This window comes from Actinoplanes sp. NPDC051343 (assembly GCF_044455125.1).
Taxonomy (GTDB): domain Bacteria; phylum Actinomycetota; class Actinomycetes; order Mycobacteriales; family Micromonosporaceae; genus Actinoplanes.
Genome location: NZ_JBITEL010000015.1, coordinates 232,084 through 257,799, shown reverse-complemented (window position 1 = coordinate 257,799; position 25,716 = coordinate 232,084). Strand labels below are relative to the sequence as shown.

26 protein-coding genes are annotated in these 25,716 nt (G+C 70.5%); 17 read left to right on the top strand and 9 right to left on the bottom strand.

Going from position 1 to position 25,716, the window contains the following annotated elements; all coding sequences use genetic code 11:
- A partial coding sequence (locus ACIA5C_RS39585; protein ID WP_396064557.1) for a HAMP domain-containing protein occupies positions 1 to 2,793 on the top strand: 2,793 nt, incomplete at its 5' end.
- A gap of 11 nt (positions 2,794 to 2,804) precedes the next feature.
- The gene (locus ACIA5C_RS39580) at positions 2,805 to 3,353 is read left to right on the top strand and encodes a two-component system response regulator (RefSeq protein WP_396064555.1); all 549 of its coding nucleotides are present in this window, start codon (positions 2,805 to 2,807) and stop codon (positions 3,351 to 3,353) included.
- A 3-nt stretch (positions 3,354 to 3,356) separates the two neighbouring features.
- Here the strand turns inward: ACIA5C_RS39580 and ACIA5C_RS39575 are convergent, their stop codons facing one another.
- From ACIA5C_RS39575 to ACIA5C_RS39565, 3 genes are all read right to left on the bottom strand, one after another.
- Entirely contained in the window at positions 3,357 to 3,734 is a 378-nt protein-coding gene (locus tag ACIA5C_RS39575) for a thioredoxin family protein (protein ID WP_396064552.1), read from the bottom strand.
- A complete protein-coding gene (locus ACIA5C_RS39570; RefSeq protein WP_396064550.1) occupies positions 3,716 to 4,141 on the bottom strand; it encodes a MerR family transcriptional regulator in 426 nt (141 codons plus the stop codon). The genes ACIA5C_RS39575 and ACIA5C_RS39570 overlap by 19 nt, the downstream gene beginning before the upstream one ends.
- Before the next feature lie 75 nt (positions 4,142 to 4,216).
- Positions 4,217 to 4,549: an STAS domain-containing protein gene (locus tag ACIA5C_RS39565; RefSeq protein WP_396064548.1), complete on the bottom strand. Its 333-nt coding sequence runs from the start codon at positions 4,547 to 4,549 to the stop codon at positions 4,217 to 4,219.
- Between the two features lie 136 nt (positions 4,550 to 4,685).
- On the opposite strand from ACIA5C_RS39565, the gene hemL reads away from it, so the two are divergent.
- From hemL to ACIA5C_RS39525, 8 genes are read left to right on the top strand one after another with little or no spacing between them, the layout of a single operon-like run.
- Positions 4,686 to 6,044 carry a glutamate-1-semialdehyde 2,1-aminomutase gene (gene hemL, locus ACIA5C_RS39560; RefSeq protein ID WP_396064546.1) on the top strand — a complete coding sequence of 453 codons (1,359 nt, stop codon included), beginning with the start codon at positions 4,686 to 4,688 and terminating at the stop codon, positions 6,042 to 6,044.
- Between the two features lie 25 nt (positions 6,045 to 6,069).
- Entirely contained in the window at positions 6,070 to 6,693 is a 624-nt protein-coding gene (locus ACIA5C_RS39555) for a histidine phosphatase family protein (protein WP_396064670.1), read from the top strand.
- On the top strand, positions 6,690 to 7,253 hold the full coding sequence (locus ACIA5C_RS39550) for a TlpA disulfide reductase family protein (RefSeq protein ID WP_396064668.1): 564 nt from the start codon (positions 6,690 to 6,692) through the stop codon (positions 7,251 to 7,253). Before ACIA5C_RS39555 ends, ACIA5C_RS39550 begins: the two co-directional genes overlap by 4 nt.
- A complete protein-coding gene (locus tag ACIA5C_RS39545; RefSeq protein ID WP_396064544.1) occupies positions 7,253 to 8,068 on the top strand; it encodes a cytochrome c biogenesis CcdA family protein in 816 nt (271 codons plus the stop codon). Before ACIA5C_RS39550 ends, ACIA5C_RS39545 begins: the two co-directional genes overlap by 1 nt.
- Positions 8,065 to 9,669: a cytochrome c biogenesis protein ResB gene (locus tag ACIA5C_RS39540; RefSeq protein ID WP_396064542.1), complete on the top strand. Its 1,605-nt coding sequence runs from the start codon at positions 8,065 to 8,067 to the stop codon at positions 9,667 to 9,669. Before ACIA5C_RS39545 ends, ACIA5C_RS39540 begins: the two co-directional genes overlap by 4 nt.
- The gene (ccsB, locus tag ACIA5C_RS39535) at positions 9,669 to 10,658 is read left to right on the top strand and encodes a c-type cytochrome biogenesis protein CcsB (RefSeq protein ID WP_396064540.1); all 990 of its coding nucleotides are present in this window, start codon (positions 9,669 to 9,671) and stop codon (positions 10,656 to 10,658) included. The genes ACIA5C_RS39540 and ccsB overlap by 1 nt, the downstream gene beginning before the upstream one ends.
- Before the next feature lie 31 nt (positions 10,659 to 10,689).
- On the top strand, positions 10,690 to 11,334 hold the full coding sequence (locus ACIA5C_RS39530) for a helix-turn-helix transcriptional regulator (RefSeq protein WP_396064538.1): 645 nt from the start codon (positions 10,690 to 10,692) through the stop codon (positions 11,332 to 11,334).
- Between the two features lie 32 nt (positions 11,335 to 11,366).
- Entirely contained in the window at positions 11,367 to 11,825 is a 459-nt protein-coding gene (locus ACIA5C_RS39525) for a DUF3291 domain-containing protein (protein WP_396064536.1), read from the top strand.
- Between the two features lie 32 nt (positions 11,826 to 11,857).
- Here ACIA5C_RS39525 and ACIA5C_RS39520 read toward each other — a convergent pair whose 3' ends face one another.
- A complete protein-coding gene (locus ACIA5C_RS39520) occupies positions 11,858 to 13,042 on the bottom strand; it encodes a hypothetical protein (RefSeq protein ID WP_396064534.1) in 1,185 nt (394 codons plus the stop codon).
- A gap of 115 nt (positions 13,043 to 13,157) precedes the next feature.
- On the opposite strand from ACIA5C_RS39520, the gene ACIA5C_RS39515 reads away from it, so the two are divergent.
- Genes ACIA5C_RS39515 through ACIA5C_RS39495 form a run of 5 tightly spaced genes read left to right on the top strand, consistent with a single transcriptional unit; the run spans position 13,158 to position 17,736 of the window.
- Positions 13,158 to 14,618, top strand: coding sequence for a menaquinone biosynthesis decarboxylase (locus ACIA5C_RS39515; protein WP_396064532.1), 1,461 nt, complete (start codon positions 13,158 to 13,160; stop codon positions 14,616 to 14,618).
- Complete coding sequence (gene mqnP, locus ACIA5C_RS39510) at positions 14,615 to 15,511, top strand: menaquinone biosynthesis prenyltransferase MqnP (protein WP_396064530.1); 897 nt, start codon at positions 14,615 to 14,617, stop codon at positions 15,509 to 15,511. The genes ACIA5C_RS39515 and mqnP overlap by 4 nt, the downstream gene beginning before the upstream one ends.
- A 37-nt stretch (positions 15,512 to 15,548) precedes the next feature.
- On the top strand, positions 15,549 to 16,061 hold the full coding sequence (locus ACIA5C_RS39505) for a SigE family RNA polymerase sigma factor (RefSeq protein WP_396064528.1): 513 nt from the start codon (positions 15,549 to 15,551) through the stop codon (positions 16,059 to 16,061).
- Positions 16,042 to 17,091 (top strand): hypothetical protein, encoded by a 1,050-nt coding sequence (locus tag ACIA5C_RS39500; RefSeq protein WP_396064526.1) that lies wholly within the window; start codon positions 16,042 to 16,044, stop codon positions 17,089 to 17,091. Before ACIA5C_RS39505 ends, ACIA5C_RS39500 begins: the two co-directional genes overlap by 20 nt.
- Before the next feature lie 15 nt (positions 17,092 to 17,106).
- Complete coding sequence (locus ACIA5C_RS39495) at positions 17,107 to 17,736, top strand: UbiX family flavin prenyltransferase (protein ID WP_396064524.1); 630 nt, start codon at positions 17,107 to 17,109, stop codon at positions 17,734 to 17,736.
- On the opposite strand, the gene ACIA5C_RS39490 is transcribed toward ACIA5C_RS39495, so the two are convergent.
- Complete coding sequence (locus ACIA5C_RS39490) at positions 17,724 to 18,038, bottom strand: BldC family transcriptional regulator (RefSeq protein WP_396064666.1); 315 nt, start codon at positions 18,036 to 18,038, stop codon at positions 17,724 to 17,726. The genes ACIA5C_RS39495 and ACIA5C_RS39490 overlap by 13 nt on opposite strands.
- 212 nt (positions 18,039 to 18,250) lie before the next feature.
- On the opposite strand from ACIA5C_RS39490, the gene ACIA5C_RS39485 reads away from it, so the two are divergent.
- Positions 18,251 to 18,700 (top strand): Lrp/AsnC family transcriptional regulator, encoded by a 450-nt coding sequence (locus ACIA5C_RS39485; protein WP_396064522.1) that lies wholly within the window; start codon positions 18,251 to 18,253, stop codon positions 18,698 to 18,700.
- Between the two features lie 8 nt (positions 18,701 to 18,708).
- Here ACIA5C_RS39485 and ACIA5C_RS39480 read toward each other — a convergent pair whose 3' ends face one another.
- The 3 genes from ACIA5C_RS39480 to ACIA5C_RS39470 all read right to left on the bottom strand — a co-directional run bounded on the left by ACIA5C_RS39480 (position 18,709) and on the right by ACIA5C_RS39470 (position 23,116).
- Positions 18,709 to 19,329 (bottom strand): putative glycolipid-binding domain-containing protein, encoded by a 621-nt coding sequence (locus ACIA5C_RS39480; protein WP_396064520.1) that lies wholly within the window; start codon positions 19,327 to 19,329, stop codon positions 18,709 to 18,711.
- Between the two features lie 89 nt (positions 19,330 to 19,418).
- A complete protein-coding gene (locus ACIA5C_RS39475) occupies positions 19,419 to 21,092 on the bottom strand; it encodes a DEAD/DEAH box helicase (RefSeq protein WP_396064518.1) in 1,674 nt (557 codons plus the stop codon).
- A gap of 245 nt (positions 21,093 to 21,337) precedes the next feature.
- On the bottom strand, positions 21,338 to 23,116 hold the full coding sequence (locus ACIA5C_RS39470) for a hypothetical protein (protein ID WP_396064515.1): 1,779 nt from the start codon (positions 23,114 to 23,116) through the stop codon (positions 21,338 to 21,340).
- Between the two features lie 166 nt (positions 23,117 to 23,282).
- Here ACIA5C_RS39470 and ACIA5C_RS39465 point away from each other — a divergent pair, with 166 nt between their 5' ends.
- Positions 23,283 to 23,783, top strand: coding sequence for a hypothetical protein (locus ACIA5C_RS39465; protein ID WP_396064512.1), 501 nt, complete (start codon positions 23,283 to 23,285; stop codon positions 23,781 to 23,783).
- A 220-nt stretch (positions 23,784 to 24,003) separates the two neighbouring features.
- Here ACIA5C_RS39465 and ACIA5C_RS39460 read toward each other — a convergent pair whose 3' ends face one another.
- Entirely contained in the window at positions 24,004 to 25,641 is a 1,638-nt protein-coding gene (locus ACIA5C_RS39460; RefSeq protein WP_396064510.1) for an NlpC/P60 family protein, read from the bottom strand.
- Positions 25,642 to 25,716 lie beyond the last annotated feature (75 nt).

The following is a 25,716-nucleotide window of genomic DNA, read 5'->3' as shown; positions in this document are numbered from 1 at the left end:
GAGGGCAAGCTCGGTGGTCAGGCCCAGGTGCGGGGCGTGGCCGGCACGTGGCGTGACCTGACCGACAACGTCAACTACATGGCGTCCAACCTGACCGCCCAGGTCCGCAACATCGCGAGCGTCTCGACCGCGGTCGCCAAGGGTGACCTGTCGCAGAAGATCACGGTCGACGCGCAGGGCGAGATCCTCGAGCTCAAGAGCACCGTCAACATCATGGTCGACCAGTTGTCGTCGTTCGCCGACGAGGTGACCCGGGTGGCCCGTGAGGTGGGTTCGGAGGGCAAGCTCGGTGGTCAGGCCCAGGTGCGGGGCGTGGCCGGCACGTGGCGTGACCTGACCGACAACGTCAACTACATGGCGTCCAACCTGACTGCCCAGGTCCGCAACATCGCCTCGGTGACCACCGCGGTCGCCAAGGGTGACCTGTCGCAGAAGATCACGGTCGACGCCCGGGGCGAGATCCTCGAGCTCAAGGACACCGTCAACACGATGGTCGACCAGCTGTCGTCGTTCGCCACCGAGGTCACCCGGGTCGGCCGGGAGGTCGGCGTCGAGGGCAAGCTCGGCGGTCAGGCCCAGGTCAAGGGTGTCTCCGGCACCTGGCAGGACCTCACCGACAACGTCAACCAGCTCGCCTCCACGCTTACCATCCAGCTGCGCGCGATCGCCGAGGTGTCCACCGCCGTGACCCGGGGTGACCTGACCCAGAGCATCGCGGTCGAAGCCCAGGGCGAGGTCGCGGAGCTGAAGGACAACATCAACCAGATGATCGTCACGCTCCGCGAGACCACCAAGGCCAACGCGGAGCAGGGCTGGCTCGACTCCAACCTGGCCCGCATCGGCGGCCTGCTGCAGGGCCAGCGCGACCTCGGCGAGGTCTGCCGCATGATCATGACCGAGGTGACGCCGCTGGTCGACGCCCAGCTCGGCGCGTTCTTCCTGGTCGACAACGAGCAGGCGGTGATGCGGCTGCGGCTGGCCGCGTCGTACGGCTACGTCGCCCGCAACCACGAGGTCACCTTCGGCCCGGGCGAGGGGCTGGTCGGCCAGGCCGCGGTGTCCCGCCGCACGATCCGGGTGCGGGCCACCCACGACGGCATCCTGACCATGCGCTCCGGCCTGATGTCGATGCCACCGAACGACCTGGTCGTGCTGCCGGTGCTGTTCGAGGGCGAGATGCTCGGCGTGATCGAGTTCGCCTCGGTGGCCGCCTTCTCCGGGCTGCACCTGACGTTCCTCGAACGCCTGGTCGCCACCATCGGGGTCGCGCTCAACACGATCCAGGCCAACCGGCGTACGGAGGAGCTGCTCGCCCAGTCGCAGCGGCTGGCCCGCGAGATGCAGGACCAGTCGGCCGAGCTGCAGCGCACGAATGCCGAGCTGGAGGACAAGGCGCAGCTGCTCAGCGAGCAGAAGACCAACATCGAGACCAAGAACCGCGAGATCGAACTGGCGCGGCTCGACCTCGAGCAGCAGGCCCAGCAGCTGTCGCGGGCGAGCGCCTACAAGTCGGAGTTCCTGGCCAACATGAGCCACGAGCTGCGCACCCCGCTCAACTCGTTGCTGCTGCTGGCCCGCCTGCTGGCCGACAACGCCGAGTCCAACCTGAGCGAGAAGCAGATCGAGTTCGCCCGCACGATCCACAGTGCCGGCTCCGACCTGCTCTCGCTGATCGACGACATCCTCGACCTCGCCAAGATCGAGGCAGGCCGGATGGACGTCGACACCGACCATGTCGACTTCGACGGCGTACGCAGCTACGTCGAGCAGGCGTTCATCCCGCAGGCGCAGGTCAAGGGCCTCGACTTCCGGGTCTCGGTCGACGACGGGCTGCCCGCCTCGATCCTCACCGACGCGCAGCGGCTCCAGCAGATCCTGCGCAACCTGCTCTCCAACGCGGTCAAGTTCACCGACTCCGGCGCGGTGACGCTGACCATCTTCGCGGCGCCGCCCAACACCGACTTCGACGTGCCGGCGCTGAGCGCGGCCCGGCAGGTCATCGGATTCTCGGTCGCCGACACCGGCATCGGCATCAACGACGAGAAACTGGCGATCATCTTCGAGCCGTTCCAGCAGGCCGACGGCACCACGACCCGCAAGTACGGCGGCACCGGCCTCGGCCTGTCGATCAGCCGCGACCTGGCCGCCCTGCTCGGCGGCACGATCGTGGTGTCGTCCCGGCCGGGTGAGGGCTCGACCTTCACGCTCTACATGCCGGACGCGCTGACTCCGGATGCGGTGCCCGCGATCAGCCCGGCCGGCATCCCGCCGGCCACGGTGGTGGTGCAGTCGGCCCCGGCGCCGCTCGACCTTCCGCTGCTGGAGTTGCCTCCGTCGATGACGCAGCACACCGAGATCGAGGGGCACGTGGTGACCCCGGCCAGCCGGCAGCTCGACGGGGCCACGGTGCTGATCGTCGACGACGACGTCCGCAACGTGTTCGCCCTGACCAGCGCGCTGGAGATGCACGGGCTGAACGTTCTCTACGCCGACAATGGCGTGGACGGCGTACGGTTGCTGGCCGAGCACCCGGAGGTCGACATCGTCTTGATGGACGCGATGATGCCTGATCAAGATGGTTATGAGACCACCCGGGGCATCCGGCGCAATCAGCGCTTCCAGGACCTACCGGTAGTCTTCCTTACCGCGAAGGCCATGCCCGGTGACCGGGAGTCGGCCCTCGCGGCCGGCGCGAGTGACTACATCACCAAGCCGGTCGACCTGGACGAGCTGATCGAACTGATGGCGCGCTGGGTCAACGCCGAGGAGACCACCGAACCGGAGCGTGGCTGAGGGGAGCGGTAGTGCCGGAACGCGCCAAGGCCTTGCTGGTCGACGACCGTAAGGACAATCTGCTCGCCCTGGAGGCCATCCTCCAGGGGCTGCCGGTGACGGCGGTCGCCGTGGAGAGCGGCGAAGCGGCCCTGAAACAGCTGCTCACCGACGACTTCGCGGTCATTCTGCTCGACGCGCAGATGCCCAACATGGACGGTTTCGAGACGGCCAGTCACATCAAGCGGCGGGAACGCACGCGGCACGTCCCGATCCTGTTCCTGACCGCCGCCGACCGCGACGCGCAACTCGCGTTGCGCGGTTATGCGGTCGGCGCGGTCGACTACCTGACCAAGCCGTTCGACCCGTGGGTGCTGCGGGCCAAGGTCTCGATCTTCGTCGAGCTGTGGACCAAGACCCAGCAGCTCAAGGCCCAGGGCGACGCGTCCCGCGAACGGGACGCGCAGTGGCAGCGGCTGACCGACACGGTCGACGAGGCGGCCCGGGTGCTGCGCTCCGGCGGCGACGATGCCGCCGCCGTCGCGCTGGCGCTTCTGGAGAAGGCACGCTGGGGAAACTAGGCCTCAGCGGTTGACGTACGGGGTGAGCACCGCATTCAGGGCCTGCCGCAGCACCGCCTTGGGTCGCAGTCCGACCAGCGAGTTGACGACCACACCCCGCTTGAAGAAGAGCAGTGTGGGCATCGACATCACGCGGTGGAGGCGGGTCGTCTCCGGGTTCTCGTCGGCGTTGATTTTGGCGATGAGCAGGCGGTCCTCGAACTCGCCGGCCAGTTCGGCCAGGTGGCGGGCCATCGGGCCGCAGGGCGGGCACCATTCGGCCCAGAAGTCGACCACGACCGGCACCCGGGCGTCGCGGCCCTCTTGGGCGCCGTTCGGGTTGCCGATGACGGTGGTGGTGAAGGTCGCGTCGGTGAGGACGGTCAGGGCAGTTTCCGGCATCGGATCTCCCGGTTCTCAACGGCCCGATCTCGCTGAACCCGATCTCGTCGGGCGCGATCTCGTTGGGCCTCGGTGAGCTGGGCGCGCAGCCGGTCGCGGACCTCGGTGAGCTGGTCGAGATAGCCGTCGACCTCGGCGAGCTTGCGGCGCAGTACCGCTACCGAGTCGGGGCAGACGTGTCCGGCCTCGTTGCCGGCCCGCAGACATTCGACGAACGGCCGGATGTCGGAGAGCCCGAAGCCGGCCGCGAGACGGGCCCGGATCTCGGCGACCACCCGGAGTTCGGCTTCGTCGTACTGCCGGTAACCGTGGGCGTCCCGCCGGGGCCGCACCAGGCCCTGCTCCTCGTAGTAGCGCAGCGTGCGGGCGCTCGTTCCGGCCCGTTCGGCCAGCTCACCGATCAGCATGCGTCGCCCCTTTACTTGTCCGGGCCGACGCTAGGCCTTCACATCGGTGTGAACGCAACCATCAGGGGATGCGCGTCACGAGGTGGTGGAGGTGATCATCAGGGCGCTGCGGAGGCCGGTGATGTCGAGCACCCGCATCAGGAAGTCGCCGACGTTGGTCAGCGCCAGGAGGGATCCGGCATGCTGGGCTTTGCGGCTGAGCACGACCAGCGTGCCCAGGCCCTGCGAGTCGCAGAAGGTGACGCCGGCCATGTCGAGAACGATGCGCGCGGGCGGCTCCGCGGCCACGGCTTCGTTGACGATTGCCGAGAGGTTGGTGACCGTGAGCACGTCGATCTCCCCGGCGAGGTGGAGGACGACCTCGTCGGGGGCGCGCTGAACCGCTATGGACAGCTCCGGTCGCTCCACGTGCTTGAGCCTATCGCCTCCGGTCCGGATCGGCCCGCTGGGCAACGAGGAGGCGACCATGAGATCGGGCGCATCCGGACATCCGCTGGTGACGTGAACAACCCTCTTGAGAATCCGGCCAGACCGCGCTGACAGAATGGGATCTGCTGTGACCACCTCATACCGCGCCGAGGGCCTGCCCTACCCGCAGGACGCCCCGGCCTCTCAGGCCCTGTTCGACCGCGCCTTGGCCGTCGTGCCCGGCGGGGTCAATTCACCCGTGCGTGCGTTCCGAGCGGTCGGGGGCACGCCCCGATTCATGGCCCACGGCTCCGGCGCCTGGATGACCGACGCCGACGGCCGGCGCTACGTCGACCTGGTCTGCTCGTGGGGCCCGCTGATCCACGGCCACGCGCACCCCGAGATCATCGCCGCGGTGCAGGCCGCGGCCGCCCGGGGCACCAGCTTCGGCACCCCGACCCTCGGCGAGGTCGACCTGGCCGAGGAGATCGTGCGGCGCACCCCGGTCGACGAGGTTCGCCTGGTCAACTCCGGCACCGAGGCGACGATGACCGCGATCCGGCTGGCCCGCGGCTACACCGGCCGCCCCAAGATCGTGAAGTTCGCCGGCTGCTACCACGGCCACGTCGACGCGCTGCTGGCCGCGGCCGGCTCGGGCGTCGCCACGCTGGGCCTGCCCGACTCGCCCGGCGTGACCGGCGCGGCAGCCTCCGAGACCCTGGTGGTGCCCTACAACGACATCTCGGCGGTCGAGGCGGTGTTCGCGGCCGGCGGCGGGGAGATCGCGGCGGTCATCACCGAGGCGGCGGCCGGCAACATGGGCGTGGTCGCCCCCCGTGAGGGCTTCAACCAGCGGCTGGCCGAGATCGCCCACGCACACGGCGCGCTGCTGATCGTCGACGAGGTGATGACCGGCTTCCGCGTCTCGGCCGGCGGCTGGGCCGGGCTCGACCCGGTCGACGCCGACCTGTTCACCTTCGGCAAGGTGATGGGCGGCGGGCTGCCCGCGGCCGCGTTCGGCGGGCGTCGCGAGATCATGTCGAGGCTCGCCCCGGCCGGCCCGGTCTATCAGGCCGGCACCCTGTCGGGAAACCCGCTGGCCTGCGCGGCCGGTCTCGCCTCGCTGCGGCTGGCCGACGAGAACGTCTACAAACGCCTCGACGCGCTGTCGGCGACCGTCGGCGCGCTCGCCTCCGACGCGCTGAACACGGCCGGCGTGACCCACCGCCTGTCGTACGCGGGCAACATGTTCTCGATCTTCTTCACCGCCGTGGACGTGGTCGACTACGACTCGGCCAAAACCCAGGACCCGGCGGCGTTCAAGGCGTTCTTCCACGAGATGCTCTCGCGCGGTGTCTATCTGCCGCCGAGCGCGTTCGAGTCGTGGTTCGTCTCGACGGCACTCGACGACGAGGCTCTGGAACACATCGCCGACGCTCTGCCGCACGCGGCCAGGGCGGCGGCAGCAGCGGGGGAGCACAAGCGCAGTGAGTGAACTGACCACAACGACCGTGCACGTGATGCGGCACGGCGAGGTCTACAACCCCAGCAAGGTCCTTTATGGCCGCTTGCCCGACTTCCACCTCTCCGAGCTGGGCCGGCAGATGGCCAAGGCGGCCGCCGAGGCGCTGGCCGGGCGCGACGTGACCCACGTGGTCGCGAGCCCGCTGGACCGCGCCCAGGAGACCGCCGAGCCGCTGGCGGCCGAGTTCAAGCTCGACATCGCCACCGACACCCGGCTGATCGAGAGCTCGAACTACTTCGAGGGCAAGCGCGTGTCGGTCGGCGACGGCGCGCTGACCAACCCCCGGCACTGGTGGGTGCTGCGCGACCCGGTCACCCCGTCCTGGGGCGAGGCCTACCTGGCGATCGCCGGGCGCATGTTCGCCGCGCTCCAGGCGGCCCGGGTGGCGGCCGAGGGGCACGAGGCGGTCTGCGTGTCGCACCAGCTGCCGATCTGGACGCTGCGCCGCTACGTGGAAAAGAAGCGCCTCTGGCACGACCCGCGCCGCCGGCAGTGCGGCCTGGCCAGCCTGACCTCGTTCCGGTTCGAGGGCGCGAAGGTCGTCGGCATCGACTACTCCGAGCCCGCGGCCCACCTGGTCGCGCTCTCCGCCTCGGCCAAGACCGCCAAGGGAGCCTGACGATGCGCCGCCTCGCCGCCGTGCTGACCACCGCCGCGCTCGCGACCGGCGTGCTGGCCGGCTGCGGCAGCGAGAACTGGGCCAAGAAGTGCACGACCAAGGACACGGTCGTCGAGTGCGCGCCCGGCCGGCGGACGCCGATCAAGAAGGACGTCAAGGGCCAGCTGCTCGACGGCACCTCCTATGACCTGGCCGGCGACAAGGGCAAGGTCGTGGTGGTCAACTTCTGGGGTTCCTGGTGCGCGCCGTGCCGGGCCGAGGCCGACGACCTCGAGAAGACCTACCAGGAGACGAAGTCGAAGGGTGTCGCCTTCCTCGGCATCGACTCGCGTGACGACAAGGACGCGGCCAAGGCGTTCGTCCGCGGCCGGGCGACCTATCCGAGCATCTACGACTCCGACGGCAAGGTGGCGCTGCAGTTCGACGTCACCCAGGTGGCCACGCCGCAGACGCTGGTCCTCGACCGGCAGGGCCGCATCGCGTACGCGATCCGGGACGCGACCGTCTACACCCAGCTCCTGCCGATGGTGCAGAGGGTGGCAGCGGAGGCCAACGGCTGATGGGCGGCTACTTCCACTCCACGGCCAGCAGCGGCCCGCTGCTGCTGGCGATGGTCTTCGCCGCCCTGGCCGGGCTGGTCAGCATCCTGTCGCCGTGCGTGCTCCCGCTGGTGCCCGGCTACCTGTCGTACGTGACCGGCCTGGCCGGCTCCGACCTCGACAACACCAGGCCCGTCGACGGCCAGCCGGTCGAGGACGGCGCGGTGGCCGTGCAGACCCGGTCGGCCGCCCGCGTGCGCGGTCGCATCCTGGCCGGCACGTCGCTGTTCGTGCTCGGCATCGCGATCGTCTATACCCTGCTGGCGGTCACCGTCGTCGGCATCGGCGTCACCCTGCGCACGCACGAGCGGGCACTCGACGTGACGCTCGGTGTGCTCGTCATCGTGCTCGGTCTCGGCTACCTGGGCTGGATCCCGGGTCTGCAGCGCGAGGCCCGCATCAGCAAGCTGCCGGCCGCCGGTCTGATCGGCGCCCCGATCTTCGGCGGCATCTTCGCGCTCTCCTGGGTGCCGTGCACCGGCCCGACCCTCAGCGCGGTGCTCAGCCTGGCCGCGACCAGCGGCGAGACCGGCCGCGCGGTCGTCCTGGTGCTCGCCTACTGCCTGGGCCTGGGCGTACCGTTCGTCCTGTTCGGACTCTTCTTCCGCAAGCTGCTCGGGGTCTTCCGGGCGGTCCGGCGCAACAGCCGCTGGGTGACCCGGATCGGCGGGGTGCTGCTCATCCTGGTCGGCGTCGCGCTGGTCACCGGTGGATGGGGTCACTTCCTGATCTGGCTGAAGACGAGTCTCGACTTCACCGGAGGATCGCTGCTGTGACGATCGTCGAGGAGCGCGAGGCGCCGTCGGCCGCGCCGCCGCCGCGCCGCATCAACCGGCTGTGGGCGCTGCTGCGTAACTCGTGGCGTCAGCTGACCAGCATGCGTACGGCGCTGGTGCTGCTCTTCCTGCTCGCCGTCGCGGCCATCCCCGGCTCGGTCTTCCCGCAGCGGGCGGTCAGCCCGGAACGGGTCGATCAGTACTACACCGCCCACCCTCAGCTGGCGCCCTGGCTGCAGCGGCTGGGCGGGTTCGAGGTCTACGGTTCGCCGTGGTTCGCGGCCATTTATCTGCTGCTCTTCACGTCGCTGATCGGCTGCGTGATCCCACGTCTGCTCGATCTCGTACGCGCCTTGCGTACCGTCCCGCCGGAGGCACCCAAGCGTTTCGACCGCCTGCCGCAACGTGCCCCCGAGGCCGTGCGGCCGGAGGATCCGGCCGAGGTGGCCGAGGCCGTGGCCCGGCTGATGCGCCGGCGCCGGTTCCGCACCAAGGTCCGCGAGCAGGCCGGCGGCGGCTTCACGGTGGCGGCCGAGAAGGGCTTCCTCAAGGAGGCCGGCAACCTGATGTTCCACTTCGCGCTGCTCGCGGTGCTGATCGGGGTGGGCTTCGGGCACTGGTACGGCTGGCACGGCGACCGCATCCTCGTCGGCGGCGACCAGGGCTTCTGCAACACGGTCGCGCAGTACGACGACTCCACGCTCGGGCCCCGCATCGACCCCTCCGACCTGCCGCGCTTCTGCCTCAAGCTGACCGACTTCACCGCCACCTACCAGAGCACCGGCGAGCCGAAGACGTTCGAGGCGACCGTGCTCGCCCAGGAGGGCGACGGTCCCTGGGTCCAGCACAAGTTCACGGTCAACCACACCCTGCGGCTGCACCACGCCAACGTGCACCTGCTCGGCCACGGGTACGCGCCGGTGGTGCGCTACACCGACCGTTTCGGCGTCTCGCAGACCAAGGTCGCCGCGTTCCTGCCGATCGATCAGAACCAGACCGCCGAGGGCGCGATCCAGTTCCCGGACATCAACATCGATCCCAAGACCGACAAACGCGACTCCGGCCTGCAGCTCGGCTTCGAGGGGCGGTTCCTGCCCACGGTTGCCAAGGACGGCAGCGCCACCTCGGCGTTCCCGGCGGCCGACGACCCCGCGCTGTTCCTCACCGCCTACCGCGGCGATCTCGGGCTCGACGTCGGCACCCCGGGCTCGATCTACTCGCTCAACCAGGCTCAGATCACCTCCGGCGACCTCAAGAACATCAGCGGCCAGCGCCCGCACGAGCTGAAGGTCGGCCAGAGCTGGACGCTGGACGACGGCACCAAGCTGGAGTTCGTCGGCATCCAGCCGTTCGCGACGCTGACCATCCGCTACGACCCGACCCAGCAGATGGTGCTGGTCGGGGCGGTTCTCGGACTGATCGGGCTGATGCTCTCGCTGTCCATGCACCGGCGCCGGGTCTGGTTCCGCGCCCTGCCAGGTCCCGCGGAGTCCGGCGGCGGTACCTTGTTGACGTCGGGTGGCCTGCCCCGCACCGACTATCCCGGTTTCTCCGACGAGTTCAAGGCTCTCGTGAAGGCCGCCGAGGAAGGGACACCCTGATGGCGGAGCTGTCCAACCACCTGATGGCGCTCGCCGTCCTGGCCTACCTGGTCGCGATGGTGTGTTACGCGGGGGAGTACGCGTTCGGCAAGCGCAGCCGCATCGGTCGCGCCGCGGTCCGCCCGGCGCGTGCGCTCGTGGGAGCCGGTGCCCCGGTGGCCGACCACCCCCAGGCCGATGTGTTGCCGCCGGCCGACGACCTGCCGCCGCCGGGCCGCAACCTCGGTGAGCTGGTCGGCCGGACCGCGGTCGGCATCAACCTGCTGGCGGTCGCGCTCCATCTGGGCGCGCTCGCCACCCGAGGCATCGCGGCCGACCGCATGCCCTGGGGCAACATGTACGAGTACATCCTCTCGGCCACCTTCGTCGGATCGGTGGTCTGGGCGGGCATCGTGCTGCGCCGGCCGGCCGTCCGCCACCTCGGCCTCTTCGCCACGCTCGGCCTGGTCGTGCTGCTGGGCGCGGCCGGCATGGTGGCCTACACCCCGGTCGGCCCGCTGGTGCCGGCCCTGCATTCCTACTGGTTCGTCATCCACGTCTCGACGGTCATCCTCGCCTCCGGCATCTTCCTGGTCGGTGCGGTGCCGGCGTCGATGTTCCTCATCCGCAACGGGTACGACGAGGGCAAGCGCAGGTTCCCGTACTCCCTGGGCCGCAACATCCCGGCCGCGGTGATGCTCGAGCGGCTGACCTTCCGGCTGCACGCGTTCGCGTTTCCGCTGTTCACCTTCGGTGCGCTGATCGCCGGACCGCTGTGGGCCGAGGCGTCCTGGGGCCGCTACTGGGGCTGGGACCCCAAGGAGGTCTGGGCGTTCATCTCGTGGGTGGTCTACGCGGCCTACCTGCATGCCCGGTCCACTCCGAGCGTCAAGCGGACGGTGGCGACGTGGATCGCGCTGTTCGGCTTCGCGACCATGCTGATGAACCTGTTCGGCATCAACCTGTTCTTCTCGGGCCTGCACTCGTACGCCAACCCGGGCGGTATGTAAGACCAACTCGTATTGACAATACGATTGGCCGGTGACGACCTCCGAAGATCTTGACGATCTCGACGCCCTGGCCAGCCTCGCTGACCGGGTGCGGCGGCAGGCGTACCGGCTGGTTGCGGACGCGACCGCGCCGATCGGGCGGGACGAGGTGGCCGAGGCGCTGGGTGTCGGCCGCACGCTGGCCGCGTTCCACCTCGACAAACTTGTCGCCGCTGGGCTGCTCGAAACGTCGTACGCCCGCAGGTCGGGGAAGACCGGACCCGGCGCCGGACGTCCGGCCAAGCTCTATCGGGTGGCCGCGGCGGAGCACGCGGTCAGCGTGCCGCCGCGGGCCTATCGCACCGCGGCCGAACTGCTCGCCGAGGCGCTGGAGCAGGCGGGCGCCGAAAATGTGCTGTACGAGGTCGCGCAACGGCATGGCCGGCGATCCGAGGCGCCGTCCGAGGTCACCGAATTGCTGGCCGAGCATGGTTATGCTCCGGCGCCGGACGGCCCGGAGCGGATCAAGCTGCGCAACTGTCCGTTCCATCGGCTGGCCGAGCAGTTCCCGCCGGTGATCTGCGGGATGAACCTGGCGTTGGTCACCGGGCTGTTGGCGGACAGCGAGTGGACCGCCCGGATGGATGCCGTTCCGGGGCGCTGCTGCGTCACCCTTTCTAAAAATGATTCTGATTGACATTAGAGCGAGCGCCTGATGTGCTGGCCTGTATGAGCGCTTTTCACCTGGCCCAGATGAACAACGCCCGCCTGTCGGCGCCGCTCGACGACCCGGCGATGTCCGATTTTCTGGACGGTGTCGCGCTGATGAACGATCTGGCCGACCGGTCGCCCGGCTTCGTCTGGCGGCTCGCCGGCGAGTCCCGTGACGGCACGATCGCGCTGCCCGCCGACCCCCGCACGATCTTCACGCTCTCGGTCTGGGAGTCGGTCGAGCACCTCCGGGCGTTCGCCTACCAGAGCGCCCATCTCGACTACCTGCGCCGCCGCCGCGAGTGGTTCATCCCGCACGGACATCGGGACGCCCTGGTGATGTGGTGGATTCCGGCCGGTCAGCGGCCGAGCCTGCGTGCGGGCATCTCCCGGCTCGGCCGTCTGTGGGCCGACGGGCCGACCCCGGACGCCTTCACGTTCCGGCAGCCCTTCCCGGCGCCGGTGCCGGTCTTCTGAAGCTCGGCAGTCCCTTCGGCGATCTCGCGACGTCAGCGGCCCAGCAGGCTGCCGAGCAAGCCCGGCCGCCGCGGCCGCACCGGTGCCGGGGCGGTTGTCGGCGCCCGGCTCGGCGCCGCGGATGCCGGGCTCGCCGACGCAGCAGGGGCCGCGTTGATCGGGGCGGGGTTGGTCCGGGCCGGGTTGATCGGGGCCGGGTTGATCGGGGCGGGGTTGTTCGGGGCGGGGCTGCTCGCGGGGGCCGACGGCGGCACCACCTCGGCCTCGCCCGCCGGCAGAGGCGCCGGCTTGGTGAACAGCAGGCCGCCACCGTCGTCGTCGTTGCAGTCGCCGGCCGTCCACGTGTCGTACGGGTTGATCCAGTTGAGGCAGAATCCGCCCGAGCGCTGCTGCTGGCCCGGCCCGGTGCCGGTCAGCGTCGGCACGTCGTTGCGCCAGTAGCGCTGCGGACCGCCGCCGACCGGCTTGAGCTGGACGTTGTCGACCGTCACCGTGGGCACGTCGACCCGGGTCGGGCGGCTGTCGTCGACGTGCACCTCGACGTACTGCTCGACGTACGCGCTGGAGCCGATCGGCAGCTTCTGGGCGGTCAGCAGGTTCCATCGGTTGCTCCACCACAGCCAGGCGCCCCACACCCCGTCGGTGTCGCTGTGGACGTCGATCCAGAGCCGGTCGCCCGGCTTGATGTCGTACTGGTTGTAGAACTGCCAGGTCTTGGTGTTGGTGTTGAACGTGTAGACGTGCGGGGCACCGATCCCGGCCCAGCCGGTCTCCGCCCATCCGGCTTCCAGCCAGGCGATGTTGCCGCCGCCCAGGTCCCGCTTGGCCATGAACCGGCTGGCCACGAAGTCGTACGACCGGGACCGCACCGACCCGTTGACCACCGAGATGCGCCCGGAGACGCCGCTCCACTCGCCGCCGGTGTTGGCGCCCAGGTGGTGATAGCCGGCCGGGGTGAAGCCGGCCTGGAACGGCTGGGTGAGCCGCACCGCCGACTCGAGGATCGGGCCGTTGGCGCGGCAGGCTCCGGGGCTGTCCGGGCCGGCCGGAACCGTCGGCGAGTGGGTCGAGGCGCGTCCGGGTGCGCATGCCGGGAGTGTCCTGCCCCGGACCGCCGCCTCCCCTCCGACGACCGCCGCCGATCGAGGGCCGGCGATCAGCAGCGCGGCGATCAGCACGCCCGGCGCGGTCCAGTGCGCCACGTTCCGGAGCTTCACAGTCACCTCGCTGGGCCGGGCGGGACAGTCCCCCAGTCAACGCAAATCGGACATGGGGGGTTATGGTGATCGACCCCTCGTGGGGTCGGCCGTACCGGTGGGGAACACTGGATGTATGGCGCCACGCGGGTTTCCCCACGACGATCTGCAAAGCTTCCTCGACGCCCTGGAAAAGGCGGGTGAGCTGCGCCGGGTCACCGTCCCGGTGGACCCGACGCTGGAGATCAGCGAGGTCGTCACGCGGACCGTCCGGTCCGGCGGGCCGGCCCTGCTTTTCGAGCGCCCGACCCGGGGTGACATGCCGGTCGCGATCAACCTGTTCAGCACCGAGAAGCGCATGGCGATGGCCCTCGGCGTCGACTCGCTCGACGAGGTCGGCGACCGCATCGGCGCCCTGCTCAAGCCGGAGCTGCCGGTCGGCTGGTCGGGCATCCGCGAGGGCATCGGCAAGGTGCTGCAGCTCAAGTCGGTGCCGCCCAGGAAGGTGAAGACCGCACCCTGCCAGGAGGTGGTGCTCAAGGGCGACCAGGTCGACCTCGACCGGCTGCCGGGGCTGCAGGTCTGGCCGGGCGACGGCGGCATCTTCCACAACTTCGGGCTGACCCACACCAAGCACCCGGAGACCGGCAAGCGCAACCTGGGGCTCTACCGCCTGCAGCAGCACTCGCGCAACACGCTGGGCATGCACTGGCAGATCCACAAGGACTCCACCGCCCACCACGCGGTCGCCGAGCGGCTCGGCCAGCGGCTGCCGGTGGCGATCGCGATCGGGTGCGACCCGGTCGTCAGCTATGCCGCGAGTGCGCCGCTGCCGTCCGACATCGACGAATACCTGTTCGCGGGGTTCCTACGCGGCGAGCGGGTCGAGATGGTCGACTGCGTGACCGTGCCCCTGCAGGTGCCGGCCCACGCCCAGATCGTGCTCGAGGGCTACCTGGAGCCCGGCGAGCGGATGCCGGAGGGGCCGTTCGGCGACCACACCGGCTTCTACACCCCGGTGGAGCCGTTCCCGGTGCTGCACATCGAGTGCATGACCATGCGCAAGCGGCCGGTCTACCACTCGATCATCACGTCGAAGCCGCCGCAGGAGGACCACGGCCTCGGCAAGGCGACCGAGCGCATCTTCCTGCCGCTGCTGCGCATGCTGATCCCCGACATCGTCGACTACGACCTGCCCGCGGCCGGCGTCTTCCACAACTGCGCGATCGTCTCGATCCGCAAGCGCTACCCCAAGCACGCGCAAAAGATCATGAACGCGATCTGGGGCGCCCACCTGATGTCGCTGACCAAGCTCATCGTGGTGGTCGACGAGGACTGTGATGTCCACGACTACGCCGAGGTGGCGTTCCGCGCCTTCGGCAACGTCGACTACGACCGCGACCTGCTGCTCACCCAGGGCCCGGTCGACCACCTCGACCACTCGTCCTACCAGCAGTTCTGGGGTGGCAAGGCGGGCATCGACGCCACCCGTAAGCTGCCGGGCGAGGGCTACACCCGAGGCTGGCCCGAAGAGATGGTCATGTCGAGCGAGATCACGAGTCTGGTCGACAAGCGCTGGAAGGAATACGGCATATGACGGCAGTCGCCGCAGTCGGAGAGAAGTCCGGCCGGGTCAAGTCGTTCCTCCAGCTGGTCAAGATCGAGCACTCGATCTTCGCGCTGCCGTTCGCCTATCTGTCGGCGCTGGTCGCGCTCGACCGGCTCGGCACCGGCGTGCACTGGATCGACCTGCTGCTGGTCACGATCGCGATGGTGTCCGGCCGCACGTTCGCGATGGCGGCCAACCGCATCCTCGACCGCAAGATCGATGCGCTCAACCCCCGGACCCAGAACCGCGAGCTGGTCACGGGAGCGGTCAGTTTGCGTACGGCGTGGACCGGCGCCGTGGCCTCGCTGGTTGTCATGGCGATCGCGGCCGGCCTGCTCAACTGGCTCTGCCTCGCGCTGTTCCCGCTCGCCGTGATCCCGCTGGTCGTCTATCCGTACGCCAAGCGGTTCACCGACTTCCCGCACTACGTGCTCGCGCTGGCCCAGGCGGTGGCGCCGGTCGGTGCCTGGCTGGCGATGACCGGCAGCTTCCACGGCTCCGGACCGGCCTGGGTGCTCGGCGTCGCGGTCGGCCTGTGGATCGGCGGCTTCGACATCATCTACGCCTGCCAGGATGTCGAGATCGACCGCCGGATCGGCGTGCACTCGACGCCGGCCCGCTTCGGCGTACGCACCGCGTTGCACATCTCGACCGTGACCCACGTGCTGACGTTCGCCCTGTTCGTCTGGTTCGGCCAGCTCGTGGGCCTCGGCTGGCTCTGGTGGGTCGGGCTCGCCCTGACCGCGGCCGCGTTCGCCTACCAGCACCTGGTCGTCACCCCGAACGATCTCTCCAAGGTCAACCGGGCCTTCTTCACCGCCAACGGCTTCGTCGGCATCGCCCTGTTCCTCTTCGCACTGCTCGACCTGCTGGTGAATTAGTTGTAACCGCGGCGACGGCGACTTCCGTCTAATCCCCGTGAGCGACGCCGAGGCCGAATTCCGCGATTTCGTGGCCGCGCAGATGGACTCTCTGCGCGGACTGGCCTACCTCACGTGCGGGGACTGGCAGGTCGCCGAGGACGCCGTCCTCGCCACGCTGGCGAAGCTCTACGTCAACTGGCGCCGGGTCGACAACCCGGAGGCGTACGCGCGTACCTCGGCGGTGCGGGCCGCGATCGACGAGACCCGGCGCCCGTGGTGGCGCCGCGAGCAGTCGCACGGTGACGCGTTGCCCGACGTGGTGGTCTTCGACGGCACCGAGGCGGTCGACGACCGGCTTCAACTGCGGGCGGCGCTCGGGCGGCTGCCGGTACGGCTGCGGGCGGTTCTCGTGCTGCGTTTCCTCGAAGGGCTCAGCGTGCACGAGACCGCGGCCGCTCTGCGCTGCCCCGAGGGCACGGTCAAGGCGTACACCTCGCGTGGCCTCGACGCGCTCAGACGGATCTTGAAGGAGCGGACGGAGGGGCGCGATGGAGCCCGAACTGCTTGAGCTGTTGAAGGACGCGAAAGAAGAGGCTCCCCCGCCCCGCTACGGGGTGGAGGAAGCGGTAGCCGCCGGCCGCCGTCTGCGCCGGCAACACCGCGCCGGGTGGGCGATCGCGGCCGCGGCGGCGGTGGCCGCCGCGATCGGGGTGCCGGCGATCGTGACCCACCCGGCCGCCCCGGACCCGCGGCCGGTCGTCGGGGAGACACCCCCGGCGACCGGCCCGGGGACGCTCAACTTCACCTTCCGCGGCTACGTGGCGGCCGGCTTCCGGGTCGACGACCCGGCGGAAGCCGACCTGGGCAGCGACACCGCGGTCGTACGCGCGCTGAACGCATCGACGGACGCCGCGACCCTGCGCGTCTTCCACCCCGGCACCGACCCGAGTGCGCACTTCCGTGACCGGTCGACCACCGCGGCCGACCCGATCGACGGCCGGCCGGCCTTCTACAGCGGCACCGACCTGTGGTGGCAGTACGCGACCGGCCGGTACGCGGTTCTGACCGCCCGCAACTCGGCGATGAACCGCGAGCAGATGTACCAGGTCGCCGCCGCGTTCCGCCTCGGCGCGACCCGCCCGGTCCTCATCGGCTTCGCCACCGAACGTCTACCGGCCAACTACATGCTGGTCGAGGCGTACGGCACCCCCAGTGGGCCCGGCCACGACGCGACCTCGGGCGCCACCTTCCTGCTCGCCTCGGCCGCCAAGGCGATGGCCGCCCAGCCCGACCGGGTCGGCGACAACTCGATCCTCGGATTCCGGCTCGACCTCGCCCGCTGGACGCCGTCCTACCCGCACCTCAACCAGCGCGGCGTCACCTGTCCGCCGGCCGGCGGCAGCGCCGCGCTGACCTGCTACCGGCTCGTCGACCTGGGCCGGGACGGTGAGTACGTGCTCAGCGCCACCTGGACCGACTACTCGACCGGGCCGCTGAGCGCCGCGCTGACCAGCACCCGCCTGGCCGCGCTCTACGACCTGACCACGTGGTGGGAGGCAGGTCGGGCGTTTCCGGCGTCGGCCCGGGTGCCCGGGTGACGGACACTGGGAGACATGCGTGAACCGTGGATCGTCGGCGTCTCCGGGGCGTCGGGCACGCCGTACGCCAAGGCCGTGCTCATCGGACTCCTGGACGCCGGCGAGGCCGTCGACCTGGTCGTCTCCAAGGCCGCCCGGCTGACCCTGCTCGACGAGACCGGGTCAACGCTGCGGGACGCCCGCTGGAAGGACGATGTCGGCGCCTGGCTGGGCCGCGACCCGGCCGACGCCGACCTGACCTACTGGCCGGCCGGCGACCTGGCGGCCGGACCGAGCAGCGGGTCCTACCCGGCCCGGGGAATGGTGGTCGTGCCGGCCAGCACGGCCGCCTGCGCCGGAATAGCGATCGGCCTGTCCAAGGACCTGCTCCAGCGGGCGGCCGAGGTCAACCTCAAGGAACGACGACGCACAGTGATCGTTCCCCGGGAGACCCCGGTCACCCGCAGCCACCTCGAGCACCTCATCGCGTTGCATGACGCGGGTGCCGTGGTGCTGCCGGCCAGCCCCGGCTTCTACGGTGCCGGGGCCCAGGCGACCGCCCAGCAACTCATCGACTTCGTAGCCGGAAAAGTGCTCGACGCTCTGGGCGTACCCCACACCCTGTTCACGCGTTGGAAGGGTGAGCTGAATGCTCAGCGCGGATAATGCGTACGGTGCTCGGGACCCGCGGTGAAGCGCAAGCCATTCGGCGGACCGTAACCACCACCGGGATTTGCCGGACCCGTATTGCGGGGCCGATTAGCCGCGTCGTCCTCGCGCATTTCCTCGACCACGCCGTCGCCCTCAAGCAATGCGCGCACCTCGGACTCGCGAAACCGGCGGTGGCCACCCGGAGTGCGGATGCTGCCGATGCGCCCGGCGGCTGCCCAGCGCGTGACCGTCTTGGGGTCGACGCGAAACAACGCGGCCACCTCGCCCGGTGTCAGCAGACGATCTCCAGTGTCCACAACCCCCTCCTCGCGTCGGTCTTCTGGAGCGGCCGTGATCACGGTGAGTGTCGGCATGCTCGATCGGGACGTAAAGCCATTAGAGCATTGCCCCGGAACCGAGTCCCTGGAATGCGGAAAAAGCCCTAATTGCGACAGTGATCGTTATCCTGCCGCCCATTCGTCGCTACCGGGCGTGAGTGACCATCTGCCACCCGATTAGGGTCTCAACCATGGACTCCATCGACCTCCGGCTGATCGATCTGCTACGGGAGAACGCCCGCTCCTCGTACGCCGAACTCGCCCGCCAGGTCGGGCTCTCCGCCCCCGCCGTGCACGAACGGGTAGGCAAGCTCGAAGCGGCCGGCACCATCCGCGGGTACCGGGCCGAGGTCGACCACGAGGCACTCGGGCTCGGTGTCACCGCACTGATCGGCATCATCGAGGACTCCGGTGCCGACACCGACGACGTACTCGCCGCCCTGCGGGCCATGCCCGAGGTCGAGAGCTGCTATTTCATGGCCGGCGTGGAGTCGTACGAGCTGATCGTGCGGGTCGGCACGATCGCCGAACTGGAACAGCTGATCGTGCGGGTCAACCGGACGCCCGGCGTGGCCTCGACCCGCACCGCGATCGCGCTGAGCACCAAATGGGAAAACCGCCCGCAGCCCGGGCTGGGCTGACCCTAGGCTCAGACGAGGCCGGCCAGGCCCGGATAGTCGCGCACGAAACCGTCGTCGTCGACGGTCAGGTCGGCGCTGAACGTCTCGCCGGCGCAACGCACCCGGCCCTCGCCCAAGGCCGTGTAGATCTGGTCGGCCTGAACCACCTCGAGACTCGGCAGCAGCACCCAGGCCACGCTCAGTCGGTGCGCCACGCCGTTCTCCGCCTTGGCCAGGTCGAGCCGGCGGATCGGCAGCGTGTTGGTCAGTGGGGACCCGCTCAGATCGACGTCGAAGGCTCCGTAGAGCAGATCCGGATCCTCCATGCCGGGCAGGCCCGCTCGGGCGTGTCCGGCGGCTGTGAGGGCCGCGTCGAGGTCACCCTGCTCGGTCGCCGTCACCCGCCACCGACCGGCGGCCAGCTCCAGCCGGACACTGCGCACCCAGCCGGCACCCTCAGCCGACACGTCCAGCCGGGCGGTCGCCCAGGCCGGATCGGTCTGCAGCTCGTAACGGCAGGTGTAGGCAATCGGATCGACGGCCAGCTGATGGCCGCGGGCGTAGAGGCCGTGACGGGCATCCACCAGGGCATGCTCGGTGCCGGTGGTGTCCTTGCGCAGCCAGAACAGCGAGACGGGCAGAGTCGACATGATTCACCTCTACCGGGCCGGGCCGCCGTTGTCACCCCGTACAGACGAAAGCCCGGCCCCGAAGAGGCCGGGCTTTCGGTGGTACGCGATCAGTAAGTGCGAGCCGGGCGTGCACCGAAACGAGCCGCCGGACCGTCGTGACGGTCGTTACGCTGACCCTCGCGGCGGAAACCACCGGTGCGGTCGGTGTTGCGGCCGCCACGGTCGCTGAAATTGCGCTCACCGCGAGCCGCGTAACCGGTCTTGTCGGAACGCGGCCGGTCCGAGTAGCTCGCCTTGTCGGCCGAGCCGGCACCAGCACCGGCACCGGCACCGGCACCGGACGGACGGTCGCCGAACGAACGCTGCGGACGGTCGTCGTAGCTGCGTCGCGGACGGTCACCGAACGAACGCTGCGGGCGGTCGCCCCGCGGACGGTCGCCGAAACGGCCACGCGGACCGCCACGCTCGCGACGGGGCTCCGGCTCCTCCACCACCGGGACACCCGACGGCTCACGGGCGCCGGTGACCTCGGCCAGCGTGGCGTCCCCGAGGCGTACGCGGACCTCGGCCGGCGCGACGCCGGCCTTGCCCATCATCACCTGCGTGGTGCGCCGCTGCTTCGGCAGAACCAGCGTGACGACGGCACCGGACTCACCGGCCCGGGCCGTGCGGCCCGCGCGGTGCAGGTAGTCCTTCGGGTCCTTCGGCGGGTCGACGTGCACGACCAGCGAGATGCCGTCGACGTGGATGCCGCGGGCGGCGACGTCGGTGGCGACCAGGACGGGCGTGCGCCCCTCCTTGAACTCGGCCAGCGTGCGGGTGCGGACCCGCTGCGTCTTGCCGCCGTGCAGGGCACCGGCCCGGACGCCGACCTGACGCAGCTGCTCGACCAGCCGGTCGACGCCCATCTGGGTGCGGGCGAAGACGATCGTCTTGCCCTCCCGGTTGGCGATCGAGGCGGTGATCGGGAACTTGTCGTGCGGCGGGATCAGCAGCAGGTGGTGGTCCATCGTGGACACGCTCGCCTCGGCCGGCGCGGTCGAATGCGTGACCGGGTCGTGCATGAACCGCTTGACCAGCATGTCGACGTCACCGTCGAGAGTGGCCGAGAAGAGCAGCCGCTGAGCGTGCTCGGGCGTCTTGGCCAGCAGCTCGGTGACCTCGGGCAGGAAGCCCATGTCAGCCATCTGGTCGGCCTCGTCGAGCACCGTGATCTCGACATCGTCGAGGTTGCAGGCGCCACGCTCGATCAGGTCGCCGAGACGGCCCGGAGTGGCGACGATCACCTCGACGCCGCGGCGCAGCGCGTCCATCTGCCGGTCGTACGGCACGCCGCCGACCGCGGTCTTCAGGAACACGCCGACCGACCGGCCGAGCGGGATGAGCGCGTCGTTGACCTGCATGGCCAACTCACGGGTCGGCACCATGATGAGCGCCTTGGGGTGGTGCGGGCGAGCCCGGCCACTGGCCGCGATGCGGGCCAGCAGAGGCAGACCGAAAGCCAGCGTCTTGCCGGAGCCGGTCTGACCACGGCCGAGAACGTCACGGCCGGCCAGCGCGTCGGGCATGGTCGCGGCCTGGATCTCGAACGGAGTGGTGATGCCCTCCCGGTTGAGCACGCGCACCAGCTCGGCGGGGACGCCCAGCTCGGCGAAGCTCTTCACCGGAGCCGCCTCGGCGGCGGGCGCCACGGCAGTGTCGGTCGTCTCGGGGACGTCCTGGTCGGTGCCGGGGGTTTCGAAGACGGACGGGAACGTGCTGGGATCAGCGAAAGTGGTCAAGAGAACCTCTCTACGGGGGCGCATGCTCGCGAATGGCCCGCCGCGGCTCGTCGAGAATCGGCCGCTGAAATGCCCGCAAGAACGCCCGTGGCGCACCTCAGGGAGCGCGCCGCGTCAATAACTGTCATAAGTGTACGGCGCAACGCTGAGAGCGCCGACCGCATTCCACGTGCGTAGTGGGCAGGCTCACCCCACGCCCCGGGACCCGACAAGTGTAGGGCGGCCGGGCCGTAGCGCAAAGTCGCCTATTTGAACACGCCCTTCACCATGTTGCTGAAAGCGTCGCCGGCGGTAAACAGGAACACCAGGCTCACGGTCACCAGCAGACCCAGCACGACCAGCATCGCGATGGCGACCTTGACGTTGCTGCGGCGCCGGTCGGTGGCCTCGTCGTGCCAGCCCTGAGCCAGGATGTGACCGGTCAACGAGCCCGAGGTCTCCACCGGATTGGTGGACACGGGCATGGTCGAGTCGATCGAGCCGTAGTTGTAGACCGGCATGGTCATGTCGGCCGACGGGAAGCCGGTCGGCACCGGCATGGTGGCGTCGGGCGACGGATATCCGTCACTGCCGAGCCCGGGAGCGTCGCCCCGCTGCTGCGGAACGGACGAACCGTACGTGTCGGACGGGGCCCCGCGCTGGGCGCTCGGCGAGGAAAAACCACCGAACGGATCGCGGGTCGCGGCCGCGCCACCGACCCCGTACGGGTGCCCGGTGGCATCGCGGTAGGGGTGCGGGGCTTCCTCGGGGGAGGACCCCTGCGAGCCGGAGCCGTACGACTGGGTCGCGAACGGTTGGCTAGCAATCGGCTGGGTTGCAAACGGCTGGGCGTCGAAGGGCTGGGCGTCGAACGGTTGGGTCGCGGGTGCCTGGGCGTCGAACGGTTGGGTCGCGGGTGCCTGGGCGTCGAACGGCTGGGTCTCAGGCGCCGACGAGTCGGAGCTGAACGACGGGCCGGCCGGCGGCCGGGAAGCCGCGCCGAACGGTTGGGTCGCCGACGCGGGCGAGCCCGAGCTGAACGGCGGAGTGGCCGGCGGCTGCGGACGGGTCGCCGAGGACTTTCCGGTCGACGGCGGCACCGTGTAGGACGGGAGGCCGGACGACATCATCGGCGGCGGGAAGACCGGCGGCGGGCCGGGCACGGGGCCGGGGCCCGGGGGCGAAGGAACCGGGCTCGGGCCGGGGCCTGGTGGAACCGGAGCCGGGCCGGGGCCCGGGGGTACGGGGCTGGGGCCCGGGCCGGGCGGAACCGGGTCGGGGCCGGGACCCGGTGGCACGGGGCTGGGACCGGGGCCTGGGGGAACCGGGCTCGGGGTCGGGGTCGGGCCGGGGGGCGGCGTGACCGGGGGGCGGCCCGGCTGCGGAGTCGGGAACGGGCCCGGCTGCGGGGCGGGAAAGGGACCTGGCGGCTCGGGGGCCGGGAACGGGTTGGGGGGCTGGACCGGTTCGGGGCCGCCGGGTTCGGGCCGACTCGGGTCGGGTCGCTCGGGGTCCGGGTGACCCGGCTCCGGGCGGCTGGGATCGGGACGGCCCGGCTCCGGCTCGGACGGCTCCGGCTCACCTGGCCGTGGGCCGCCCGGCTGCGGGTCGCGGGGCTGCGGGTCGCGGGGCCGCGGGTCGCCGGGCCGCGGGTCGCCGGGCCGCGGGTCGTTCGGCGTGGGGTCGGACGGCTCGGGATCGGACGGCGTGGGGTCGGCCTGCTCCGGTCCGGTAGCGGTCGGCCGCATGGCGTCGCCCGCATCGGAGTAGCTCAGGTTGTCGCTCGACGCCCGGGCCGGATTGGGGGCGAACGGATCGAACTTGCCGCTGCCCACCTGAGTCGCGTCGGAGCTCTCGTCGGCCGACTTCGAACTCGGCCCGAAGGGGTTGAAGCCGTCGTCGCTGCTCTTGGGCTTGAACGCGTCGAAGCCGTCGCCCTTGCTGTCGCTTCTGGGCGCGCCGGACTGGTAGGCGTCGCTCTTGGTGCCCGATCTGTCGGACTGTGCTTGATCACTGGCCGGCTGGACGCGGGCCGACCCGCTCACCTTGGCTGAGCCGCTTGCCGTCGGGCTTCCGGTTGCCGAACCCCCGGATGCCGAGTTTGCGGCGGCTGAGTTTGCGGATGCCCGGCTTGCGGCGGCGGAGTTTGCGGCCGGCGCGGGACCGGGGCCGGAGACCGGCACGGTGGCGCGGGCGGCGTGGGCGCCGGGCATGGCTGAGATCGGGCGGGAGGAGCCGTCGACGCGCTCGGGCACCAGGCCGGAACCGCCCGGGCTGACCGGTCGGGCCGATCCGCTGGCGCGTCCGGACGAGACCGAGGCCGAACCGCTGTTGGAGCCGGTCGGCGGCGCCGAGGCCGAACCGTTGGCGGGCGGCACCGGGCCGGACGCTGGAGTGTTGGCGGGCGGCACCGACGCGGATGAGCCTGCGGAACCGGCCGGGCGTACGCGGGCTGAGCCGCTCGCCGAGCCGGGCGGGGTCGGCTTGACCGAGGCTGAGCCGCTCGCTGACGCTGAGCCGCTCGCTGACGCTGAGCCGCTCGCGGACGCTGAGCCGCTGGCTGGGCCGCTTGCCGGGGTCGAGGCTCCGGGCACGGTCGCGCGGCCGCTCACTCCGCTGGTCGGTGCGTTGGCGGGCTTGCCCTCGTCGTCGGGTGACGAGGCGGGCGTAGCCCAGAGAGCACCGGGAGCGGGCGGCGGCGGGGGAGCGTAGCCCTCCTGCTCCGTGCTCGCGGGCGGCCGCGCAGCGCGCGGCTCAGAGCCGCGGTCGCCGTCCGGTGTCGCCTGCCGCTCGTCCATGCATCCTCCAGCCGTCGCGTGCCGACGGGTTCGGACGTCGGGCGCTGCCCTTAACCGTGCCACATCCGTGCTCGTCAGCGCACCTGGCATCAACCGGACCGCTCGGGCGGCCGGTGCTGCCCGCTATATGCCGATTACTTCGTCCCGGCGGAGGACGACGACGAGGTCGAGGCGGACTTCGAGGTGGAGGCGGACTTCGAGGTCGCGGTCGTCTTGGTCGCCTCGGTCGTCTTGGTCGCGTCGCCGCCCGAGGGCGAGGTCGTGCCACTGCCCGATGAGGACGGGCTGGTGGAGTTGCCCCCGGTCGGCGGGTTGGTGGTCGGCGACGGGTCGCCGGTCGGTGACGGGCTGGTCGGGGGCTTGCTTGACGGGCTGGTGGGCGGCTTGCTCGACGGGCTCGTCGGGGGCTTGCTCGACGGGCTGGTGGGCGGCTTGCTCGACGGGCTCGTCGGGGGCTTGCTCGACGGGCTGGTCGGCGGCTTGGTCGACGGCTTGCCGGTGTGGGCGGGCGTGGTCTCGGTCGGCTGCGGGTCGGGGCTGCCCAGGTCGGGGCCCTGCCCGCCGCCCTCGACCGAGCCGAAGACGCGGGTCGCCTGGAACAGTTCGCTCCAGCGGACCGGGACCAGCCGCACGTTGAGACCGGTGCGCGGCGCCTCGACCATCATGCCGTCGCCGGCGTACATCGCGACGTGGTGAATGCCCGTCCAGCTGTTGGTGTAGCTGAAGAACAGCAGGTCGCCGGGGAGCAGCGAGTAACGGTCGACGACCTTGTTGCGGGTCTGCCAGTACTGATCGCGGGAGACGCGCACCAGGGGGAAGCCGACGTTGTGGTAGGCGCGGTACATCAGGCCGGAGCAGTCGTACGTGCTCGGACCCTCGGTCGACCAGACGTACGGCTTGCCGCGCTGGGACAGGGCGAACTCGAGGGCCTGGACCGCGCGGGGGTCGGCGCCGCGACCGGCCTCGGAGCCGGCCAGGATCTGCGAGCCCAGCTGGCTGTCGGCCGCCGCCTGGCTGGCCTCGGCGGCGCTGAGCAGGGGCTGGTTGGCGTTCTCGAGTTTTTGCTGTGCCGCCTGCAGCTTGATGATCTGGGCGTTGAGCTTGGTGTAGCTGGTGTCGAACTTGGAGTAACTCGCTTCGGCCTCGGACTGCAGGTCGAGAGCGATCTGTGCGGTGATCTGCGCCTGCTCGAGCTGGCTGTAGGCCGTCGTGGTCGAGGTCTGCTGTCCCCGCTGGAGGTGAGCGAGATCGTCGAGCCCGAGCAGGCCGGAGTCGACGGCACCCGGCGGCATCGCGGCGGCCTCGAGCACATCCTGTGCGGCCGCGCTGTTGTAGGCCGACTGTGCGTTGCGCAGGTCGTTCACGGCCTGGTCGGCCTGCTCTCGGGCCGCGGCCAGCTGAGTCTTGGCTCCGTCGCGGTTCTGCCCGATCTCGATCAGCTGATCGCCGAGGGTCGAGATGTGGTCGCGGCCCTTCTGGATTTTTTGCAGGATCGGGTTGGTCGAGCCGGAGAGCGCCGGGGTGGTGATCGGCGTCGTCGTCGTGACTGACGACTGGCCAGGCAGCACGAGGGCGCCGGCCGGGATCGGTCGCGAGCCGGAGTCGGGCACCGAGCCGGGAATGCCGCCCTGGCCGGCGGCCGGATCGGCAAGCGCGGGCAGCGGGTTGAACAGGGCGGCAACGGCAGCGGCAGCCGCCGCGGAATACGCCGCGGGTCGCCACCAGGCGTGCCCTGAGCGTGCCCGACGGTGTGCGTGCTGTGCAGTCGGCATGAGCTCCCCGTCCGGGACGGGTGAGGCCCGTCCCTTCTTGTCCCCCTACAGACTTACCCCAAGCCTGACATCGCT

Excerpts from the sequence above, each read along its gene's own strand:
- ACIA5C_RS39570 (WP_396064550.1), bottom strand. The coding sequence starts at position 4,141 with ATGCTGATCGGTGAGCTGGCCGAACGGGCCGGAACGAGCGCCCGCACG.
- ACIA5C_RS39545 (WP_396064544.1), top strand. The coding sequence starts at position 7,253 with ATGGGCGGCTACTTCCACTCCACGGCCAGCAGCGGCCCGCTGCTGCTG.
- ACIA5C_RS39525 (WP_396064536.1), top strand. The coding sequence starts at position 11,367 with ATGAGCGCTTTTCACCTGGCCCAGATGAACAACGCCCGCCTGTCGGCG.
- ACIA5C_RS39555 (WP_396064670.1), top strand. The coding sequence starts at position 6,070 with ATGCGGCACGGCGAGGTCTACAACCCCAGCAAGGTCCTTTATGGCCGC.
- hemL (WP_396064546.1), top strand. The coding sequence starts at position 4,686 with ATGGGATCTGCTGTGACCACCTCATACCGCGCCGAGGGCCTGCCCTAC.
- ACIA5C_RS39575 (WP_396064552.1), bottom strand. The coding sequence starts at position 3,734 with ATGCCGGAAACTGCCCTGACCGTCCTCACCGACGCGACCTTCACCACC.
- ACIA5C_RS39465 (WP_396064512.1), top strand. The coding sequence starts at position 23,283 with ATGGCTGAGATCGGGCGGGAGGAGCCGTCGACGCGCTCGGGCACCAGG.
- ACIA5C_RS39460 (WP_396064510.1), bottom strand. The coding sequence starts at position 25,641 with ATGCCGACTGCACAGCACGCACACCGTCGGGCACGCTCAGGGCACGCC.
- ACIA5C_RS39500 (WP_396064526.1), top strand. The coding sequence starts at position 16,042 with ATGGAGCCCGAACTGCTTGAGCTGTTGAAGGACGCGAAAGAAGAGGCT.
- ACIA5C_RS39485 (WP_396064522.1), top strand. The coding sequence starts at position 18,251 with ATGGACTCCATCGACCTCCGGCTGATCGATCTGCTACGGGAGAACGCC.
- ccsB (WP_396064540.1), top strand. The coding sequence starts at position 9,669 with ATGGCGGAGCTGTCCAACCACCTGATGGCGCTCGCCGTCCTGGCCTAC.
- ACIA5C_RS39515 (WP_396064532.1), top strand. The coding sequence starts at position 13,158 with ATGGCGCCACGCGGGTTTCCCCACGACGATCTGCAAAGCTTCCTCGAC.
- mqnP (WP_396064530.1), top strand. The coding sequence starts at position 14,615 with ATGACGGCAGTCGCCGCAGTCGGAGAGAAGTCCGGCCGGGTCAAGTCG.
- ACIA5C_RS39495 (WP_396064524.1), top strand. The coding sequence starts at position 17,107 with ATGCGTGAACCGTGGATCGTCGGCGTCTCCGGGGCGTCGGGCACGCCG.
- ACIA5C_RS39480 (WP_396064520.1), bottom strand. The coding sequence starts at position 19,329 with ATGTCGACTCTGCCCGTCTCGCTGTTCTGGCTGCGCAAGGACACCACC.